We start from the raw sequence: 19,183 nt of genomic DNA, 5'->3' as shown, positions 1-19,183 counted from the left end.
CCATTCAGCCATCGGGCGGGCGCCAAAGCCCGACGCCACGAACCGCCCTCCCTGTTGGCAAGGAGGAACTGGGTGACCGAGCCAGCCCGCAGGTCGCGCGCAGAAATGTCAGTTTATTGCTTCGGGGACGACGACTGACGCGCACCATCGACAAGGGGTCAGGTGCCCGCATCACCGGACATAGCGCGGCGGCCGATCTCATCTGCCACAGAGGGCTCGCCACCTCCGCGCTGCTTGGCGACCGGCGGCTCGGCCGATGCACGAACGAGCGACTCCAGGACCGCTTCTACCGGTGGGTCGCTGAGGCCGACTCGCTGGAAGTATCGCTCACGGTGTGCGAGCAAGGCAGCCCTGTATCTCTCCGAGAGGGAGGTAATCGCTGTGAGTTCGCCGGCCCGGTCCTTCGACAGCGGCAGGGTTCGCTCGACGTCCACGATCATCGACGGCACCACGTCCAGGTAACTGGGGAGGAAGAAGTACCGGGGGTCCTGTCCGGCGACGATGCTCTTCATCCGCTTGTGGTTCTCCGGTCTCCTATCGGAGCCAGCAGCAGCGAGGCGGACAGCTTCGCTCAGCCAGTTGCCGGCCAGACCGGACACGTGGACTGGTTGCGCGGCGACCATGTTCAGGGTGTCGTACTTCTGGTGCTCGAGGGTGCAGGAGGGAGTAATGACGATGCCGAAGAGGTCTTCTTCGAGCCGGACGATGTCGCCGGTGTCCAGGCGTCCGCGTGCGGGAGGGTGTACGTAGTAGAGCGCGGGATGCCACTCCTGGTTCAGAGACAAGCGCTGTGCGAGGTCGTCTCCTGTCTCCTGGGTGGCCGCTCTTCGTAGGCTTGTGGCTAGAAGCTCTACCAGTTGACGGCCGAGGTGTTGGGCGGTCACCCCCGCGGCGTTGAGCTGCTGCCAGTGGCCTCTGACGTACTCCCCTACGTACTGGCAGATCACCGTAGCGACGTGGGCGTCCAGGTCGCGAAGCAGAGCTGGTAGGCCGGACTCGATGACGTTGTCGAGGGCCCGGAAGAGTGGGACCAAGCCGTCCGTCTTTCGTTGCACGAACCGTAGCGGAGGATCGTGCAGATCTCTGACCAGGTGTTCTCCGGCGGTATAGAAGACCACCGGTACGAAGCGGTGCTTGCTGAGTCGTTCGTAGACCAGGCGGCCTGCGATGTCGTCGTCGTTCGCTTGGTCGTCCTCTGCTTCGACGCGAACGTGGAAGCTCCGGACGTCGAGGATGACGATGTCAGGCGGGCTGGTTACCAGTCTGCGCAGCCCTTCGTCGAAATCGCTGACGCATTCGATGCTGTAGGTGCCGCCGTCCACCGCCTCCGCGACCGCCGCGAAGTCGGTGACGCTGGCGTGGATCCCATCGTCATCGTCCACGAGCAGCACTCGCCACGTCTGGGTCACACACGCCTCCGGAATACCGCTTGGAACGCCGCGCCGCCAAGGTCGCTCTCGACGAGAGTGAGTTCACCACCATATACGTCGTCGACGATCTCGCCGGCGATGGCTAGACCCAGGCCGGTGCCGTCCTCTCGACGGGTGAAGTAGGGCTCGAAGATGACGTCGCGGATGTCTTCGGGTACTCCAGGTCCGGAGTCATCGACGGTGAGGCAGGCGGCTCCGTCATCGAGGCTACGCACCGACACGTGCACCTGCCTTGGACGTTCTCGGACGGTGGACAGCCAGTGGATGGCGTTGTCGACGAGGTTCACGACCACCTGCTGCACCTCGGACGGGTCGAGCTTCACCTCGGTGCGCCCCGGAAGGTCGAGCCTGACGTCCACGTTGTTCTGGGAAGCACGGCCGGCGAGAACCTCCACAGCGTCCTTCACGACGTGCTCGAGAACTGTCACAGCGGGTCTGCCACGTCGACGTCCACCGAAAGGCTGGATGCGGCGAAAGAGGCTGGTCAAAGCGTCGGTCTGCGCACGGATCTCACTCAGACGGCCTCGCAGGATCGTCAGCTTTTCGGGGCAGGGTAGGGACCTGTGGCCGATCGTCTGCTCGGCGAGGTCGGCGACGGACACGATTCGGCCGGTCGGGTGTTGGCCGTCGTGAATGATGTCGTCGACGAGGCGGCCGAGCACCGCGAGGCGGCTGTATCGGGAGAGCGTCTCACGGACGCGGCGCACACCATCGGCGATAAGGCGTTCGCGTTCCTCCACGATGGTGATCAGAGGATCGTCGGTCGGCAGTCGCCTCCGTACCTCGTCGGCAATATCGCTGACCTCGAACTCGCTGAACAGCGGCCTTCTGACTGAGCGGCGTCCGCCGCGGTCAGCTGGTGCGTCCTGGGGTGTGGAGTTGGGTGGCTTGGGATTGCGTTCTGCGGAACGGTGCTGCTCGCGGCGCCACTCAAGCTCGTTGAGCACAAGCTTGATGGCACTCACGAGCGCCTGGTAGGCCGCGTTGTCGACGAGGCCCTCGCGATTGGTCTGGTCCCGTAGTTCCGGGTTCTGTGTGGCGGAGACCGTGACTTCGCCGATGACCTGGTTGTTCGAGACGCGCAGCTGCGGCGTGTTCAGACGACGGCGGTCCAGCTCGAGCCAGTCGTTTCCTGTCTCACCGTAGGGAAGAACCCTAAAGCCGTCACGGTAGAGCAGGACGCCCGCTACCGCGTCCAGGTCACCCCTGAAGTCCTTGGCGGTGACGTTCAGGCCGAGCGATCTGATTCCCTCGACGTCACGGTCCCAGACGCTCACGTTCATGGCGAAGGGGCCGCAGGGCAGTCCGTCTCGGTCCTCCGGCAGCGGCAGATCGAGGGCCGTCTCCTCACGCTTGCCGTGCACGACGGTGGTAACGATTGCCCTTCCCTTGGCGGTGATCTCTGCCATGAGGTGGTAAGGAGGGGTGGCGAAGGCTGGATTCGGTACCACGGGGCCGGCCAGCTCGACAAGGTCTTCAGGCGCGTCGATGAAGATGTTGAAGACGTCGTCGTCGCTTTGTTGAGGGCGTCTGGGCGTGATCAGCCGCGAGAGGTCCCGCCGGATGCCGGCGACGTCCTTTTTGGTCCACCCCCGGCTCAGCCCACGCAGGCACAGCATGGTGCCGTGTTCGGCGACGGGCAGGGCGTTGGCTTGGCGAGCGAGGTTTGCTCTGCCGGTGAGTGAGAGGTAGTCGCTGTCCCCCACCCGCCAGCCGATGGGTATCTCGTCGAGATAGGCGTCCTCGTCGGAGAACGCCTCCCAATCGATATCAAGGACCACCTCGAGGGAGCCCTGGCGCCGGCTGACAAGCGTCATCGCGTTGGCTATCTTCGCGGCTGCGAACCGTCCAATCCCTTTCTCTCCGAGGAAAGTTCGCCCGAACCTTCGGCTGCTTCCGCCGCGGGTGCGGTTGGACGTCGCGATCTCGATCCATGTCTTGGCGATGGTTTCGGCGGTCATGCCGTGTCCGTCGTCGATGACCTCGATCGCGCCCTCGCCCTCCGTCAGAGGGGGGACGAATCGGACAATGACATTCTGTGCGTCGGCGTCGTAGGCGTTCTTGACCAGCTCGATCAGCGCTACGGATTCGCTGCTGATAAGGTCCGCGCCGAGTGCGCGCAGTAGGCGTGCCCTCGGCCGCAGCGCGGACGTCATTGGGCTTGTCACGTCAGGGCTCCTACAGGTGTCGGAATGGTTCGCCGAGTACTGGGCACTCTCGGCGGCGTTTTTTCTCTGTTGTCCATCACAGTTCCGTCGAGATAAGTGCACGCAGGGCCGGAGTAGGTTCCCAAGGGAGCGCCTGTACGGTCTTCCAGCAATCCTCCTTCTTGCACCACTCGGTGACGTTGGCCGAGCCCGGCGGATCGATGATTACCGACCGGACGAGCCGGGTGACCTCAGGGACAGCTGCCGTGACGGGCGGGGGGACGGCCTGTGAACGCCAGACAGCGTCGAGGTCGAGGCGAAGGTCGAGCCGGTCGAGGATCAGTGCCAATACGTATGCGGCGGTCTGCCCGGGGTAGCCCCCGAGCTTCATCGCGAGGATCTGTGCCCGCACCCCGGTGAAGAGGACTCCCTTGGCGACTAAGTGCTGGAAGTACCGGGCGTCCGGCACGGCCCGGTCGTGCAGCTCGCAGTCAATGGTCCACGCCTGGAAGCACTTCTCGGCGCCTAGGCTGACCACGTGGGGCTTGCCGAGGTGAGTCATCTCGTACTTCGCTGCGTCGGTCTTTCCGAATCGCTGCCTGGCCGGGTTTTGCAGGTCGAACTGCGTGCGTTGCGCCTTGGTCTGCGACCGTGACCGGTCGACCTGGTACTGGCCGCGCGCGCGTTCGTAGTACCAGCGGCTCTGCCGCATCGATCCGGCAGGCGCGGGTGCCCAGATGCTGCGCGAAAGCCGCTCAAGGCCGACGTGGAAGCGACCGTTTGCCTCGAAGTCGGCGGGACGGATCGCGTTCTGCGAGTTCGCGTACCGAGAGATCATCGGCACGAGTTCGTCGAGCATCGTCGAGGGCACCACCGTGATCTTGGCCATGACGTGAACGTCGCTGAGGTCGTCCCCCCGCAGCGCGGCGTGTTGCAGTGAGGCGGTCGTCTGACCGCCGTTAACGATCTGGAGGTCCCGGATCCGGGTAAGTTCGAGGGTGCCGTCGCGGCGTCGGGTCAGGTCGACGTGTGTTGCCGTGGCGGAGATGCCGTTGTTGTAGGCCAGGAACCGGCCGGGTGCTTTCCGGATGGTGGCGTGGATCTCCCGATTGACGCTGCCACGGGCCTGCAGGTACGCCCGTACGTTGCGCTGCAGGAGCCTGCCGTGGTGCTCCTTGTAGAGGTCAGCGAGCAGCTGACCGGGAAGTACCGCCAACAGACAGGCGTAGCCGTCCGCCTGCTCGGGGGCCTGCAGCACGGGAAGAGTCTGGCCCATCGCCTCGAGGTCGATGACGATTTCCTCCTGCCGTCGGCCCGAGGTGGCCAGCCGGTGCAGACGGGTGATGTCCCAGAGGCTGCGACTGGCGGGTAGGCCGGCGACCTCTACGTCGTCGAGGCGTTCGATGGTGGTTCGGCCGTCCGTCAGGAGGAAGATCCTGATCTGGTGCAGGTCGGCCCAGCGCTCATGGATGCGCTGGGCCATGTCGAATTCCGGGCTGGACTCCTCCAGGCTGCGGTGGAGTCCGTCTCGGCAGGCGGCGGCGAAGTTTGCGGCGTGCCTGAGCAGTTGGTCGACGGTACGTCGGGGGACGTTGGCGCCGGCAGCACCGTAGTGACGCGTGACGATGTCGAGACAAGTGCCCTCGTGGCTAATGTCGTAGCCGGAAACCTCCAGTCGGCTGGTCCGCCAAGGCTTGCGCGAGTAACAGACGTCGAGGTCTTCGAGGGCGCCGTCGTCGATGAGTCGTTCTGCCACCACCCGGACGAAGGCGTCGCCCGTGGTGCCGCCGGTCTCGCCGGTGAGACGTTGACTGACCTCGGCGTCGAGTAGCTCGACGAAGCTGGCCAGGTCGTCACTCATGGCTGAATCCGTTTCCATGCATCGGTGAGGGCGTGGCGGACGAGGTGTTCCCCAACGAAATGGGGCTGACAGGCCGCGAGATCGAGGCCGTAGGAAACCCCGGTGATTCCGATCGGCAGGCTGGTGGGGGTGATGCGTGGGAATCCGTCGGTGACCAGGTAGCAGCGTCGGATGGCGAGGCTGTACCGCTCCTGCTCGTACTGCCGTCGGTGTATGTCGAGCCAGCCCGCGTGCAGGAGTCGCTCCTCGAGCAGTACCTGTTGGCCGCTCAGGGCGGGGTCCGCCCGCGCGGCGTCTACGAGCTCGGGGAGAGAGGCTCCGTGCTGGGCGGAGACCCTGATGCTCTGGTGGGCCAGGTAGAGACTGCCGAGATCGTCGGTGTCGAGTTGACGCTCGTTACTGATCTGGCATCGGTCGGGTTCTCTGTGGCTGACCGTCTTGACCTCGACCGCCGTGTCGTCGACCGAGAAATCACGCGGTGCCCGGGTGGGGCCAATCCACGCCTGAACGGCGATGTCGGGGCAGGCGGGGGCCACGAGGTCATGGAGGACGAGGAGTTCCCCGACGAGCCCGAGACGAGCCTCCGGTGACATCCCAGTAGCCAGACCGGCAGCGAGCATCCGTTGCCAGGCACGGATCCGCGCCACGAGCGCTGCGGTCGGCCGGGTGGGGTTCGCGATCAGGTGGTAGACGAGGTCGGCGACCAGAGTGCAGAACATGTGTCCGTCGACGTTCGGCTCCGCCGTCACCTCGATGGTGTCGCGTCGGCTGTGGCACCGCACACCGGCGGCCACCAGCAACTCTCCATCGTGGCGCCCTGCCGCGGTCCGGACAGTGATGGCTCGCAACCGCTCGGGGAAGCGAACCTCCAGGTTGATATCCAGCGGCGTCAGATCGGGACACAGGCGGCGTCGGGCGGTGACGGCCATGGTTGACGGACCGCTCTCCATGTCCCGGTATAGGTCGGCGATCTCGTCTGGCGAGGGGTTGCGGGTCACGCGTCGTCCTCGTCCGTGTCGTCCTCGTCGGCCCTGAGGCTGCTGGCGAGCTTCTGTACGAAGATCTGGTTTGCCCGGTACCTGAGGTGCTCGGCGTTGTCGGAGGCGGGGAAGGCGGCGGCGAATCCGATGACCGGCACCTTGAGGGTCGTCTGTGCGCCCGGGTGCACCGGGTAGACGAGCAGCAGCCCCTCGGCGGGGTCGCGGCGACGGCGCAGAGACCGACCGCTGGGACGCTTGGGGACACGGGCGTCGGCGCGGACACGGAACTCCGCCTCGGTGGCTCGCATGGCATCTTCGTACTGGGCGTCGGTGAGGCCGATGGCCTCGTCGGCAGGACTGACCAGCACACCGACCTGGTAGAGGTCGCCGATGCCGAACTCACCGATCGGCTTGCGCAGCACGCGCGGCAGCCTGACATCGCCGAAGTCGGCGGTGTTCTTGAGGGAGCCACCGCTGACGGCAACCGTCCAACGCACCAGCTCACCCTTGCGTACCTGGGCCTCGATGTACTTGACCAGATTCTCCGGCGCGGCCTGTTCGTTGCGGGCGGAGGGGGCGAAGCCCTTGAGGAACCGCGTCACGACCTCGGTGGGCACGTGGTGGTGGAACAGGCCCCGTTCGCCACGCTTGTACCCCTCCCGGGGTATCTCGGGACAGAACCGGATGGCGGCGACCAGCTCGCGGGCTTGGGCCATGTTGGTTTCCATGGCGGTGTTGTCGGTGCGCATGCTCAGGGTTTCGGCGCGCACGCCGGAGAAGCTGAAGGAGATGGGCTTCGACGAGCGCATCTTCGCAGCTGCGGTCACCTGGAGACGTCCGTAACCCTCCAACACCCGTAGCCCCACGTCCTTGGGGGTGCGTCCTTGGTCCCGGACCGAGGAGACAACGTCCATCAGGTCGCGGTTTGCCCGGGTGATGTGTACGTAGTAGTCGACGAGTTCCTGCGTCGTGTACAGGCGGGTGACATCGAGGTAGCCGGGGCGGTAGCCGAACCACCGCCCCATCTGCAGGAGCGTGTCGTACGTGCGGGAGGCACGCAGGTAGTACGAGACGGTCAGTCCCTCGAGTGTGAGCCCCCGTGACAGCTTGTCCCCGCCGACGGCGACGACAGTCGCCGGAGTAGACGACCTGTAGTCGAGGATGTCCGTCGCGGTGCCGTTGATCGCTTTTACGCCGTCGACGGCTGCGGTCAAAACGGCAGGAACTTTGCCGAGGACTTCCTCGAAGGTCACGGGCTCCCCGACGGACTCGGCGACATCCGGCCGGGCGGCGAGATCGGCGTAGGTCGGCTCGAAGTCCTTCTGCCACAGCCGTTCAAGTCGCTGACGCAGCAGGCGGCCTGCCTCTCCGCGGTCGCCCCAGCCATCGCGCATTGCTGTCAGGTGGTGACGGATCTGCGCGACCACCGCTCCCTGGGTGTCGGTGTAGCGGGTTACGTGGACGAGCATGGTGTTGTGGTCGTCGCGGCCGCCCGGACGAGCCGCACGCACTTTGCGGGTGGCCGTCGCCAGCAGGAACGCGTCGATGGCCTGCACGAGCGTGGCCGGCATCAGATCGGGCGGCCGATATCCGGCGTGGTGCACCGTCGGCGTATCCGGCATCCAATGTTGGTGGTCCTTGACGATCCTGACGACGGGGAGGGGTTGGTGAACCTCGCCTGCCCCGGGGTCTTCGAGGCCGAACACGGTTTCCGGACCACAGTAGTTCGACGGGGGCCGGAGTGCGACTACGAAGCTGTGGGGGAAGAGATCCTTGCCATGCTCGGGGTGGTCGGTGTCGTGGGGGATGAAGATGTTGGCGAAGGGGGTGGCGGTGTAGCCGACGTAAACCCGCTTGTCGAACAACTCCAAAAGGTCGCGGATCGTCTTGTTGATGGTGGTCGGCTTGTGGGAGGGGTCGTTGAGTCCGGGCTTGCCGGCCTTCTTCGTATCCACGGAGGCGTTGTCGGCTTCATCGTCGATGAGCAGCAGCGGTGCGTCGGTGATGACCTTCTTGCCGTCGCGCTCACCGTCACAGAAGTTCGACAACCAGCCGATCAGGTTCTCCAGAACGCCCCTGTTCTTCTTCGCCACGACGAGCAGGCGCACGCGCCGCAGGTCGATGGCGCTGCTCTCGTAGACGCGGGTGGTGAAGTCCTGTTCGGTGCTGGTCAGTGAGATACACGTTGGGGGCAGCTTCATGCCTAGGGCGCCCACCCCGATCTGTCCCAGTCCGGGTCCGTCGTCAGACTGTCGCCGGACCGTGCTGTTGAAGCCCAGGAACTCCCTATCCAGGCGGGCCTGGGTCTGACTGCGCAGACTCTCGTGGACGCCCGTCAGCACGATGACAACCTGGTAGCCGGCATCCACCGCCTTGCAGGTGATCCCGGTGTAACTGGCGGTCTTGCCCGACTGAACCTGTCCGTAGACCATCCCGCGCACGTCCCAGGGACCCGGCCGGGCCGGGTTCTCCAACAGGTCGAGGATGCCGTCGGTGGACTCGTCGAGCGCCTCCACCGCCTGCGGACGCCTCCACCTGCGCCCCAGCCACGCCTCATACCGTCGCCAGTAGTCGAAGGTGATTTTTTCGCGGTGCAGCGCGTACCAGGGTTCGTGCTGGCTGGGGTCGCTGACGGTGATCTCACGTGGCACCCAGACGACGAACCGGGACTCCAGCTCGCGCACCAGCGCTTGAAGGTCGACTTGGCCCAAGGTCTGCACCGCGGAGGCGGCGACGTTGGCTGCCTCCCGGAGCTTCTCCGCCGTACGCTCGGCACGGGGTAGATCGAGGACGATCTTCTCGGCCATGTTGAGCGCCAGCTCGTTGGCGTCAATCTGCACCGCGTTCTCCTTCAAGGACCTCGTCCAGCACCTCCGGGAACCGGTTGAACGGCTCCGAGCCGGACAACGCCCTGATTGCCGAGGCTCGGATCGTGGGGTCGGTGGGCAGTCCCGCCACCATCGAGGACAGCAGGGCTCTCACCTCCTTCGGGTCCACCCCGTCGAGCGACGCCTGTGGCGTCCTGTCCGGGCTGCTTGTCGCCTCGGCGGCGATCAATCCGACGGGTACCGTCTGCTCCACCAGGCGCAGCACTGCCTCAACCGTACGACCGGAGGACGACTGGAGCGCGGCAGCAACGACCGGGTGTTCCCTGTTGATTCGGTAGCCCAACTTGCCGTGGTGGCTGTGCTGCTGCCACACGAACGACAGCGCCCGCAGCTTCCGGCCAGGGGCGGACACCGGTGCTCCTCGGTGTCGGAAGACCAGCTCAGACCGGTCACGGGCGTAGGTGGCGAGCTCCGTGAGCCGTGCACGCAGCGGCGATGGTGACCGAACGCTCGCCTTACGCACATCAACCTGCCAGAGGTGGTCGGCATCGGAATCGACGTCGACCGCCAACCGGGCCAGTCTGGTCTGGGGATGCTTGGTCAGACCACGAAGGCCGAGCCACCCGCCTTGGGTCAGCAGACGGTTGCCGCGGTAGACGTAGAAACCCTGTTGCGAGTGCCAGCCCCGCAGTCCCGCCGCTCGGCGGTACTCGCTCTCCGTCAGTCGTGCCGGGTGTGGAAGGACGTAGGGCGTCACCGTCGTTGCATGGCCGCCCAGAGTCAGGACCTCCGAGCCGAGATCCTGCGCGGCGGCATGGTGTAGGAGGAACGGATCCCATGGAGGCACCTCGTGCCCCGCCACGGTGAGTCGAAGCCGCCCAGCCGCGAGGTAACGCCCAAAGACAGCACCTAGATGATCAGCGACGGCACCCATCGCCTCTACGAGGGCGGGACCCTCGCCAACGCGGTCGAGGTCGCGCCACAACACCAGGGTGCCGGACCCGGTGAGCCCTAGGTCTTCGGCCAGCCGGACCGCTTGGCCATCGAGCTGGTCCAACAACCGCCACTCGTCGAGACGACCCACGAGGTCCAGATCCCAGGTGCGGCAGGCCAGGTCGGTCCCTGCCCGGCTCACCACCGTCAACCGGCGCGCCTGGGAGAAGGAGGCCGTCTTCAGGCCCAACCCGAAGCGGCCCAGGTCGCCTGTCGCCCTAGCGGCCAGTGGGCCGGCCGTGCCGAGTCTCATGGCATCGTGCAGCACGGACTCGGGCATCCCTCGGCCGTCGTCCACGACGGCGACCCAGCCGGATCCGGGGTCGCTGCTGAATTCCACCCGGACGTGACGGGCTCGGGCGCTGACGCTGTTGTCGACGAGGTCGGCCACGGCGGTCGGCAGGCCGTATCCCATCCCGCGCAGCGACTCGACGAGCGCCGAGGCAAAGGGTGGAGCGACCAAACCCTCCCCAGACCCAGCCATCGGCGCTGTGCCCCTCCCTGTCGATCCAGTCAGCCTACGACGGGCCAACGACGAAAGTGATCCCGCAGGGCGCGTAACGATCGACGACGCGCGGCGACCACAACGCGCCACTCTCAGGAGTTGGCACCCCCGTTGTGATCTGTTGTGGTCCCGCCCACGACACGACCGCCCCCGCGTGTACCGGGACTTTCCATAAGCGATCATTCGGGGTAGGTTTCACTGACGCACCGCAGGTCGTACAGGTGTATCAGGTGCGACTCCATGGGACCCGCGAGTCGTCAGGTCAGCCGCTGGTGGCAGAACACGGGAGGAGCTGGCGTGGTCACCTACGCGGTCAAGCTGGAGCGTAGCGATGACCTCAAGCTTCCAGAGCGCGCTGACTCCTGCACCGAGGCGACCTTCGTCGACTGGTGCAACGCCCGGGTCGCGCAGGGTCGACTCCTCGCGGTAGACCTGTTCTCCGGTGCAGGCGGACTGAGCCACGGAATCAGTGAGGCAGGCTGGGATGTCGCCGCCGCCGTCGACCACGACCCCTGCGCTCTGCGAACCCACAAGGCCAACTTTTCCGGACTCGCCCTCGACCTCGATCTCGGGCGCAGGCGTGACCGCGACAGACTGGTCAACCTGTTGAAGCAGGTCAAGGTTGACCTGATCGCTGGCGGGCCGCCCTGCCAACCTTTCAGCCGAGCAGGCCGAAGTAAGATCCGCAGCCTCGTGGACGCCGGCGCCCGCGACCCCGAGGACCACCGACGTGAGTTATGGCGGGCATTCGTCAACATCGTCGAACGCGTCAAGCCACGCACGGTGCTGATGGAGAACGTGCCCGACATGGCGCTAGGCGATGACCTCTACGTTGTACGACAGATCGTGCACCGCCTCGAGCAAATGAAGTACCGGACCCAGGTGCGCCTCGTCGACGCGTGGCAGTACGGCGTACCGCAGCACCGGCAGCGACTGATTCTTCTCGCTCGCAGAGACGGGGAATTCACGTGGCCGGAGCCGCTCAAGCACCGGCCGACCGTCGAGGACGCGATCTGGGACCTGCCACGACTGGGATCCTTCAACACCGGCGGACGAGTGATGCCGTACCGGCCGACGAAGGAGCTCACACCCTTTGCCCAGAGCATGCGGCAAGATGCTCAAGAGGGCCTCATCCACGACCATATGACCCGACCGGTCCGACAAGACGACTTCGAAGTGTTCCAGATGATGGATCACAAGACGCTTTACTCCGAGATTCCGGAGGACAAGCGGCGTTACAAGGCGGAGACCTTCGACGACAAGTACAAGAGGCTGGGGTGGGAGGAGTCGAGCCGGTCGATCACCGCCCACATCGCCAAGGACGGGTACTGGTACATCCACCCTGAGGAACACCGAACGATCACCGTACGTGAAGCCGCGCGAATCCAGACCTTCCCGGACCAGTTCCGTTTTGCGGGCACCCGCAGCGATGCGTTTCGCCAGATCGGCAATGCAGTACCACCCATGCTCGGTAAGGCGGCCGCGCAGGCCCTGCTGCCCAACACCGATACCACCGGGAACAGCACACCGATCAACTGGGGCATCCTGCACAAGACGCTGGCCCAGTGGGCGACTCGGCAGGAACGCACCGACAACTGGTACCTCATTCCTTCCGCTGACGTGACGCCCATCGTCGCGCTCGTCGCAGCGGTGCTGGCAGGAGCTCCCGGCCTCGGACACGCGATGGAGCCAATCCGACGCGCGACCACGCTGTCACCGGCCATGCTTGAGCGCATCGAGCATCGTCTGCCGCCGCAAACTGCTCGGTCCGCAATCCCGCGCCTCCGCATGGCCGTCAAGAACGGCCATCCAGACGAGACGGACCAGAGCAGATTGGTCGAGGCCGTCGCTCTCAAGCCAGCCGAGCTCCGCCTGTTTCTCCTACTGTCAGGACAGCCCGACCTCCTACCCGTCGGGCAGGGCTCCCTGCGTGTCGCTGCCCGCGTTATGGACAGCACATCCGACCGCACGAACCGGATGACCGCCGGCCGCCTCGACCTCGCGCGAATCGTCGGTGCAGGTGACAAGGCACCAAGACGTGCCGCGGCGATCCGTCTCCTCGGTGCCACACTGTGTGGCCCCAAAGCCCCTCAGGCCGACCGTTGCCAGATCTGCCCGCTCCGATCAGTCTGCAGGAGCGCCATCAGGCGCTGATCCTGCACGGCGTACCAAGGCGTCGACCCGACAGGCAGCCTGCTGCACGTCAGCCTTCACCTCACACTCCCATACCCGGACCACCCGCCAGCCGGTTTCGGCAAGAGCAGCGTTAGCGCGCACGTCACGATCCTTGTTGGCGGCGATCTTCGCCTCCCACAGCGCCGCGTTGGGACCGCGAAATCGGCTTGCCCCATGCCGCGGACAGCCGTGCCAGAAGCACCCGTCAACGAACACCGCGACTCGGGGTCCCGGAAAAGTCAGGTCGGGTCTGTATCGCCCTGCCAGGATCCTATTGAGTCGGAACCGGAGTCCCAGTGCATGTAGCGCCGACCGCAGCATGACCTCGGGCTTCGTGTCCCGGACACGACGGCCTCTCAGGTGGGACCCTCGCTCGGTCGACACCCATACCGAGCCAGCGCTGTCGGCGCGCACGGGGATACCACCCCGGCGGCCGCCCTCCTCGACACCCATCTCGGGAACCCGGCAAATTGACCTAGTTGAGCTCATCGTCCCGCCAGGAGAACGCGTCCCCTTTGCTCCGGTGCGGCGAGCACCTCCGCGTCTCGTGCCTGCGACGCCCGTTCCAACCAACGCACCTCGGCATCGAGGCAGTTTTGCGCCTCATCCAGGTCACGCCGACGAGCGGTTCGTAATTCCGCACGGCGGGAAATCCGTGTATCGCCCCGTAGGCGGAAGGAACTCTCGGATGACGGAGATCGACATCGATGACAGGGTTCACGTCGTAGCGCGGAATCACGGCCAATCATCTCACGGCATGTTCGCAACGCACGCCACGGACATCCGCTACGTAACGTTCGGGTTTGCTGGGGCTACCCTCTGTGGTTTTCATAGGCCTCTGATGATCAGAAAGGCGTTCCTGCCTTCCGACTATTCGTGCGAATCGGGCCTGCGGAATGCCGTCGACCGAGACGTGGACCTGCCGCCACCCGCCGCCGAGGCCACCGCCTAGCCGAACAGCCGCGCCCCGATCGGCAACCTCGCTGAGGTCGCCGCGCGCCGGACGGCGTCGTCCTCAATCACCGCACTGACCGGGTCCTCCCGCCGCCGGGCTGCCCAGATCCGGTCGCTGCTCACCGCCACTCTCTGCCCAGCATTCTGTAGCGGGACAGCCTGGATCACCAGAACCCGCATCCCCGGCTGTCTCCCGCCCGGTCCGCCTCGGCAGGCGCTCGTCACCGACCGCATTCTGAACAGACGAGCACCCCACGAGCGACTCGGGTCCACATTGAACCTCGGCCTCACGACAGCGGGCGAAACGCCGCAGGTAAATCCACCTATGGTCTCGATAGGCGCCGATGGAATGCGGCCGCACCTATGGATTAAAAGTCCACAGCTCTGCCATTGAGCTAGCGGCCCGCGCGCTCAGGTTACCGGAAGTCGGCCGCTTGCGACTTTCGGCTTTCCTGCCGCCCTCGATACCGCCAGGTCCGGATCGGCCAGCAGCGCCGCCGAGGGCGCCTGCGCGTCAGGGGCGGGCACCTCCGGGCGTACGGAAGAAGGTCCGACCCACCCGCCGGCGCGGGAGCGCGCGAGGGCGAACGGTCCCGCCGGGATGACGTGCACGTGGGCGTGCATGCGTGGATCATGCGGTTGTGGTGCCCGGTAGAAGTGGTGAACGGGACGATTCCGCCCACCAAAACTCCTTGATCGACAGAGCGGAGAGCGGAAGGCAGGGGAGGCAGGGGAGGCAGCAGGGGCGCTGCTGCGCCTTCGGAGCAGTGGGCATGCGTGGGGCGGTGTGGGGAACCGTGGGTGGATGAGGATGAGCAGCAGCCCGGCCGTGGCGGCCTCCAGCGAGGAGACGGGCCCGGACGGCGTGCGGGAGCCGGCTGGAGAGGTGCACGCCTGGCTGCCCGGGCAGAACCAGACCGTCTGCGGGCTCCCGCTCAGCCGGACCCGGCTGCGCCGCTTCCCCCACGTGCGGTTCGAGTACGCCTCGACGGACGTCCTCACCGAGGCGGATCCGGTCGGCCGGATCTGCCCGCGCTGCCTGGCCGCCACGCAGGGCCGCCGCCGGGGCGGGCAGAAGAACTGGGCCCGCCACTCGCCCCGCCCCTGACAGGCGCCCTCGTCCCACCCCTGACGGCGCACACTCGTCCCACCCCCGACGGCGCACACTCGCCCCGCCCCTGACGGGCGCACTCGCCCTGCCCCGATTGGCGCGCAATTGCGGCCCGGATCGCTTCACCATCTGTAGTGCGGACTTCAGATTTACCGAAGCCGAGCTGCCCGCCGAGCAGCGGCCTCGTTCCTGATGCCGCCGTTCGTTGCTGATTCGACGTCCTGCCCGAAGGCCGATCTGGTGGCATGGTTCAGTTCGTCGAACGGCTGTACTGCCGCTGCCGCTAATCGGGGTCAAACAGGGAAATCCGGAACTGTCGGTGCCGCCTCCGGCACTTGCCCGACGACCACTGTCTTCCTTGACAGGAGCGCCCGATTCACCGGTAGGTTCATGGCGATGAGTTGGATCATGCGGTCGCTGGTGCGGAATGCTCAGCTGTATCCCCAGCGTGCCGCGCTGGTGGCGGGGGATACGACGCTGACCTACAGCGCGCTCGTCCGGCGCGTGGCGTCCGCAGCGGGAGAGATGCGGCGTTGTGGGGTGCTCGATGGTGACATCACCGCCATCGCGCTCCGTCGTGGCTCTCCTCAGATCGTCACGGCGCTCGCGGCGATGTGGCTCGGGTCGCCGTTCGCGATCCTCGACGTCGAGGAGGCACCTGAACGTCGTCGCGCACAGACCCGCGCTTCCCTCGCGACGTGGCTCGTCGCCGAGCAGGGAGCGGATGCGGCGTACGCCGAAGGCGTACCGACGTTGCACATCTCGACCGCCGAGGGCGCGGACCACGGCCCTGAGTTGGCCTCACCCGGCGTCGATGAGGTCGCCTACATCGTCTTCACCTCAGGGACGACAGGTGCGCCCAAGGCGGTGGCCGTTCCCCACCGCGCCCTCGACAACTATTCGCGGTTCCTGGCCTCGGTGCTGGATCAGGTCAGACCGGCAGGCGCTCCGCTGTCGTGCGCCAGCGTGACCAGTTTCGCGACCGACCTCGGTCACACCGCGATCTTTCCCGCGTTGGTCTCGGGCGACACCGTGCATCTCGTGGCCAAGACCACCATGATGGACCCCCTGGCATTCGGAAGCTACATGCGTACGCACTCGGTCGACGTGCTCAAGTCGACGGCGTCACACATGTCGGCGCATCTTGACCACGGTGCCCGCCATGTTCTCCCCCGCAAGCTCATGATCTTCGGTGGAGAGCCGCTGAGCTGGAACCTCGTCGACCAGGTGGCGCAGAACCGCACCTGTGCGGTTCTGAATCACTACGGCCCGTCCGAAACGACGATCGGAGTGCTGACCTACCCTGTCGATTCACGCCGACCGGAGCATCGTTCGAGTGCTCACGTGCCGCTCGGAAGACCGATCGACGGGGTGTCGGTCGAGATCGTGGACGAGAATCTCCGCGCGGTGCGCCCGGGTGAAACAGGGGAACTCCTGGTCTGGGGAGAATGCGTGGCCCTGGGTTATCTGGGGGCACGGGAAGCTACCCGTGCGCGCTTCGTGCCGCTTCCCTCGTGGCTCCGGTCGTCCGAAAACGGCACGCGACCCGTGGTCGCGTATCGAACCGGCGACACGGTTCGCCGGCTCGCCAGTGGCGACATCGAGTTTCTCGGGCGGAACGATCGCCAGGTCAAGATCAACGGTCAGCGGATCGAACTCGGCGAGGTCGAGGCCGCGCTGCGGCGATGGCCGGACGTGCGTAACGCCGTGGTCGTCCACGACAGCGGCACGGGTCTCAGCGCGTTCGTCGTCCCGGCAGATCCGGCCAGCCCACCCGACACGAAGTCGCTGCGGAGCCGCCTTCGGCAAGAGCTGCCTGTGTCGGCGATACCGCGCGTCATCACCGTGCTCGAACACATTCCTCTGACGCTGAGCGGAAAGCTGGACGCGACCAAACTCGCGCTCACGGGCGACCGGGCCGGTTCCGCGATCCCGATCAGGCGCGGCGAGAACTAGAACGCCTCCGCGTCGGATTCCTGGTCGGTTCGGGGTGCTGGAGAGAGGGCAAGCATGAACGTGGACGTCGTCGGAGCGTCGATGTTTCTTCCCGGGGGCGTGCGCAGCCGGACGGATTTCGCCGCGGCACTGTTCGGAGACGAAGAGCACGGTGACCGGGCCACGACCTTCTCTGACGACGAACTCCGGACCGACTCCATGCGGTTCCGGATCGCTCCACGTCAGGCCCGGGTCATCGATCCGCAGCACCTGCTGGTCCTGGACTGCGCCGAGCGCGCCCTGGAGGACGCCGGTATCCACCCGAAGGACCTCGCGGGCAGCCAGACCGGCGTGTTCGTCGGGATGAGCGAATCGGACTTCGTGCACACGCTCGACGTGGACCAGATCGCCGACAAGAACCGGTCGTATCTCGGTATCGGCAATGTCCGTGGGGCGGCTGCGGGCCGCGTCTCCTACACGTTCGACCTCCATGGCCCCAGCTGGCAGGTCGACACGACGTGCTCCTCCGGGCTCGTCGCCCTCCGGCACGGGATCATGGCGCTGGTGAGCGGCGACGCCGATCTCGCGCTCGTCATCGCGAGCCACCTGGTGCGGAGCGACTTCGGGAAGATGATCCGGGCGGTGACCGGGGCGCTCTCGGAGTCCGACAGTTGCCGGGCGTTCGACGCGAGAGCTGACGGATTCACCATCGGTGAGGGTGTCGTGGCGGTGGTTCTCGCGCCCGAGGGTTTCGGGGCGCGTTCGCTCGGGCGGGTGCATTGCGCGGTCAACCACGACGGCCGCACCGCAGGCCTCACCGTCCCCAATGTCAAGGCGCAGCGCGACGTGGTCGAGCGCGCACTGCGGATGAGCGGACTCGACGCCACCGCAATCGACTATGTCGAAGCGCACGGAACGGGCACCCCGCTCGGCGATCCCATCGAGGTTGCCGCACTCGCGGCGGCCTATCGCACCGCTGACCGCAAATCTCCTCTGCTCATCGGATCCAACAAGCCTCGATTCGGTCATCTTGAGTCGGCATCAGGGCTGCTCTCCCTGATGGTCGCTATCGAGATTCTCGAGAGGCAGCATCTACCCGGCAGGACGGGCACGGGCCAACCCAGTGAGCTGATTCCCTGGGCCGAGCACAACATTCGGCCGACACTCGGCGACTTCGATCATCCGGACAGGATCGACAACGTGGGCGTCAGCGCGTTCGGCCTTTCCGGGACCAATGCTCACGCAATCGTCTCCCGGCCAAGGTGAGTCCCGGCACAGGATTCGGGGCGGCGTCTTTCTCGTCCTGGCACTTACCATGCGGCCTGCGGATGTGTATCGCGATAAAGTGCCGGAGCGGCCGGCTGCGCGCGGTTGTCGAGCGACGGTGCGCGTGGCGCAAGTGGGGTGGATGAAAAAGCCACCGCATCTCGCGGCTGCCGGTGGCCGTCTATCAGATCACGCTTGTCGCGGTCAAGAAGTGCAGGTGGTAACAGGGGTCGATTGGGGTGGGAGCGCCAACGTACGCCGCCGGTCATTCGCCCGGTGACCAGCGCTTTTGGCTGAGTTACCCGGGCGATAACCGCTATCGCATCTTCAGCGCCTTGTGCGGACATAGCTGGACGTCTTGTCCATCGCCCGATACACACAGGACGTGACGGTTGCTGAGGGTTCCCTGATATCAGCGGGCGAAGTGTTCCGTGGTGTGGAGGCGGGTGCTACCGTGAGCGCGTTTCGCTGCGAGGGTGCACCGGGTGACTCAACAATCTCTGCGTGAGGCGGCCCATTAGGTGCCTTCGGCGGCTAGCGCTTTCGTGTGTAGGCGACTGGAGGGGTTCGATTGCGGACTGAGGATGCCGTAGCTGGTCTTGTCGAGCAGTTGCTGGAGTTGGATCCGGGGTCGGTTGATCGTTCGGTGCCGTTGTTGGATCTGGGTGCGGATTCGTTGGTGTTGGTGGAGTTGTCGCGTGAGGTGAAGTCGCGGTTCGGGGTTGATGTTTCGGTTCAGCAGTTGCTTGAGGACGTGGTGACGGTTCGTGCTGTCGGGCGTTGGGTTTCGGAGTCGGTGGCGCGGGGTGATGGTGTCGTGGTGGCGCCGGAGCCGGTTGTGGTGAGTGGTGGGTTGTCGGCGGCGCCTGTTTGCGGGGCCGGTGACGTCGAGGGTGCGGTGGCTGGTCTTGTCGAGCAGTTGCTGGAGTTGGATCCGGGGTCGGTTGATCGTTCGGTGCCGTTGTTGGATCTGGGTGCGGATTCGTTGGTGTTGGTGG

13 protein-coding genes are annotated in these 19,183 nt (G+C 65.9%); 6 read left to right on the top strand and 7 right to left on the bottom strand.

Going from position 1 to position 19,183, the window contains the following annotated elements; genetic code table 11:
* Positions 1-158: 158 nt before the first annotated feature.
* From ACGFIG_RS10405 to ACGFIG_RS10380, 6 genes are all read right to left on the bottom strand, one after another.
* Positions 159-1,409, bottom strand: coding sequence for a hypothetical protein (locus ACGFIG_RS10405; RefSeq protein WP_393001235.1), 1,251 nt, complete (start codon positions 1,407-1,409; stop codon positions 159-161).
* Entirely contained in the window at positions 1,406-3,598 is a 2,193-nt protein-coding gene (locus ACGFIG_RS10400) for an ATP-binding protein (protein ID WP_393001233.1), read from the bottom strand. Before ACGFIG_RS10400 ends, ACGFIG_RS10405 begins: the two co-directional genes overlap by 4 nt.
* Positions 3,599-3,674: 76 nt before the next feature.
* Positions 3,675-5,438 carry an AIPR family protein gene (locus ACGFIG_RS10395; protein WP_393001231.1) on the bottom strand — a complete coding sequence of 588 codons (1,764 nt, stop codon included), beginning with the start codon at positions 5,436-5,438 and terminating at the stop codon, positions 3,675-3,677.
* A complete protein-coding gene (locus tag ACGFIG_RS10390) occupies positions 5,435-6,436 on the bottom strand; it encodes a PD-(D/E)XK motif protein (RefSeq protein ID WP_393001229.1) in 1,002 nt (333 codons plus the stop codon). The genes ACGFIG_RS10395 and ACGFIG_RS10390 overlap by 4 nt, the downstream gene beginning before the upstream one ends.
* On the bottom strand, positions 6,433-9,258 hold the full coding sequence (locus tag ACGFIG_RS10385; protein WP_393001227.1) for a Z1 domain-containing protein: 2,826 nt from the start codon (positions 9,256-9,258) through the stop codon (positions 6,433-6,435). The genes ACGFIG_RS10390 and ACGFIG_RS10385 overlap by 4 nt, the downstream gene beginning before the upstream one ends.
* On the bottom strand, positions 9,248-10,702 hold the full coding sequence (locus tag ACGFIG_RS10380; RefSeq protein ID WP_393001225.1) for an ATP-binding protein: 1,455 nt from the start codon (positions 10,700-10,702) through the stop codon (positions 9,248-9,250). The genes ACGFIG_RS10385 and ACGFIG_RS10380 overlap by 11 nt, the downstream gene beginning before the upstream one ends.
* A 339-nt stretch (positions 10,703-11,041) precedes the next feature.
* Between ACGFIG_RS10380 and dcm the strand changes: the two genes are divergently transcribed.
* Positions 11,042-12,898 carry a DNA (cytosine-5-)-methyltransferase gene (gene dcm / locus ACGFIG_RS10375; protein WP_393001223.1) on the top strand — a complete coding sequence of 619 codons (1,857 nt, stop codon included), beginning with the start codon at positions 11,042-11,044 and terminating at the stop codon, positions 12,896-12,898.
* Here dcm and ACGFIG_RS10370 read toward each other — a convergent pair.
* Positions 12,869-13,372, bottom strand: a complete 504-nt coding sequence (locus ACGFIG_RS10370; RefSeq protein ID WP_393001222.1) for a very short patch repair endonuclease — start codon at positions 13,370-13,372, stop codon at positions 12,869-12,871. The two genes, dcm and ACGFIG_RS10370, sit on opposite strands and share 30 nt — an antisense overlap.
* Before the next feature lie 235 nt (positions 13,373-13,607).
* Between ACGFIG_RS10370 and ACGFIG_RS10365 the strand changes: the two genes are divergently transcribed.
* From ACGFIG_RS10365 to ACGFIG_RS10345, 5 genes are all read left to right on the top strand, one after another.
* The gene (locus ACGFIG_RS10365) at positions 13,608-13,871 is read left to right on the top strand and encodes a hypothetical protein (protein WP_393001220.1); all 264 of its coding nucleotides are present in this window, start codon (positions 13,608-13,610) and stop codon (positions 13,869-13,871) included.
* A gap of 813 nt (positions 13,872-14,684) precedes the next feature.
* Positions 14,685-14,981, top strand: coding sequence for a hypothetical protein (locus tag ACGFIG_RS10360; RefSeq protein ID WP_393001218.1), 297 nt, complete (start codon positions 14,685-14,687; stop codon positions 14,979-14,981).
* 399 nt (positions 14,982-15,380) lie between these two features.
* Positions 15,381-16,940 (top strand): amino acid adenylation domain-containing protein, encoded by a 1,560-nt coding sequence (locus ACGFIG_RS10355; protein ID WP_393001216.1) that lies wholly within the window; start codon positions 15,381-15,383, stop codon positions 16,938-16,940.
* Positions 16,941-17,000: 60 nt separating this feature from the next.
* Positions 17,001-18,185 (top strand): polyketide synthase, encoded by a 1,185-nt coding sequence (locus ACGFIG_RS10350; protein WP_393001214.1) that lies wholly within the window; start codon positions 17,001-17,003, stop codon positions 18,183-18,185.
* 571 nt (positions 18,186-18,756) lie between these two features.
* On the top strand, positions 18,757-19,183 hold a 427-nt coding region (locus ACGFIG_RS10345; RefSeq protein WP_393001212.1), incomplete at its 3' end, for an acyl carrier protein.

Source organism: Micromonospora sp. NPDC049048 (genome assembly GCF_043197615.1).
In the GTDB taxonomy this organism is placed as follows: domain Bacteria; phylum Actinomycetota; class Actinomycetes; order Mycobacteriales; family Micromonosporaceae; genus Micromonospora.
Note: the sequence above shows the minus strand (reverse complement) of the source record. Positions and strands in the feature narration are given on the sequence as shown.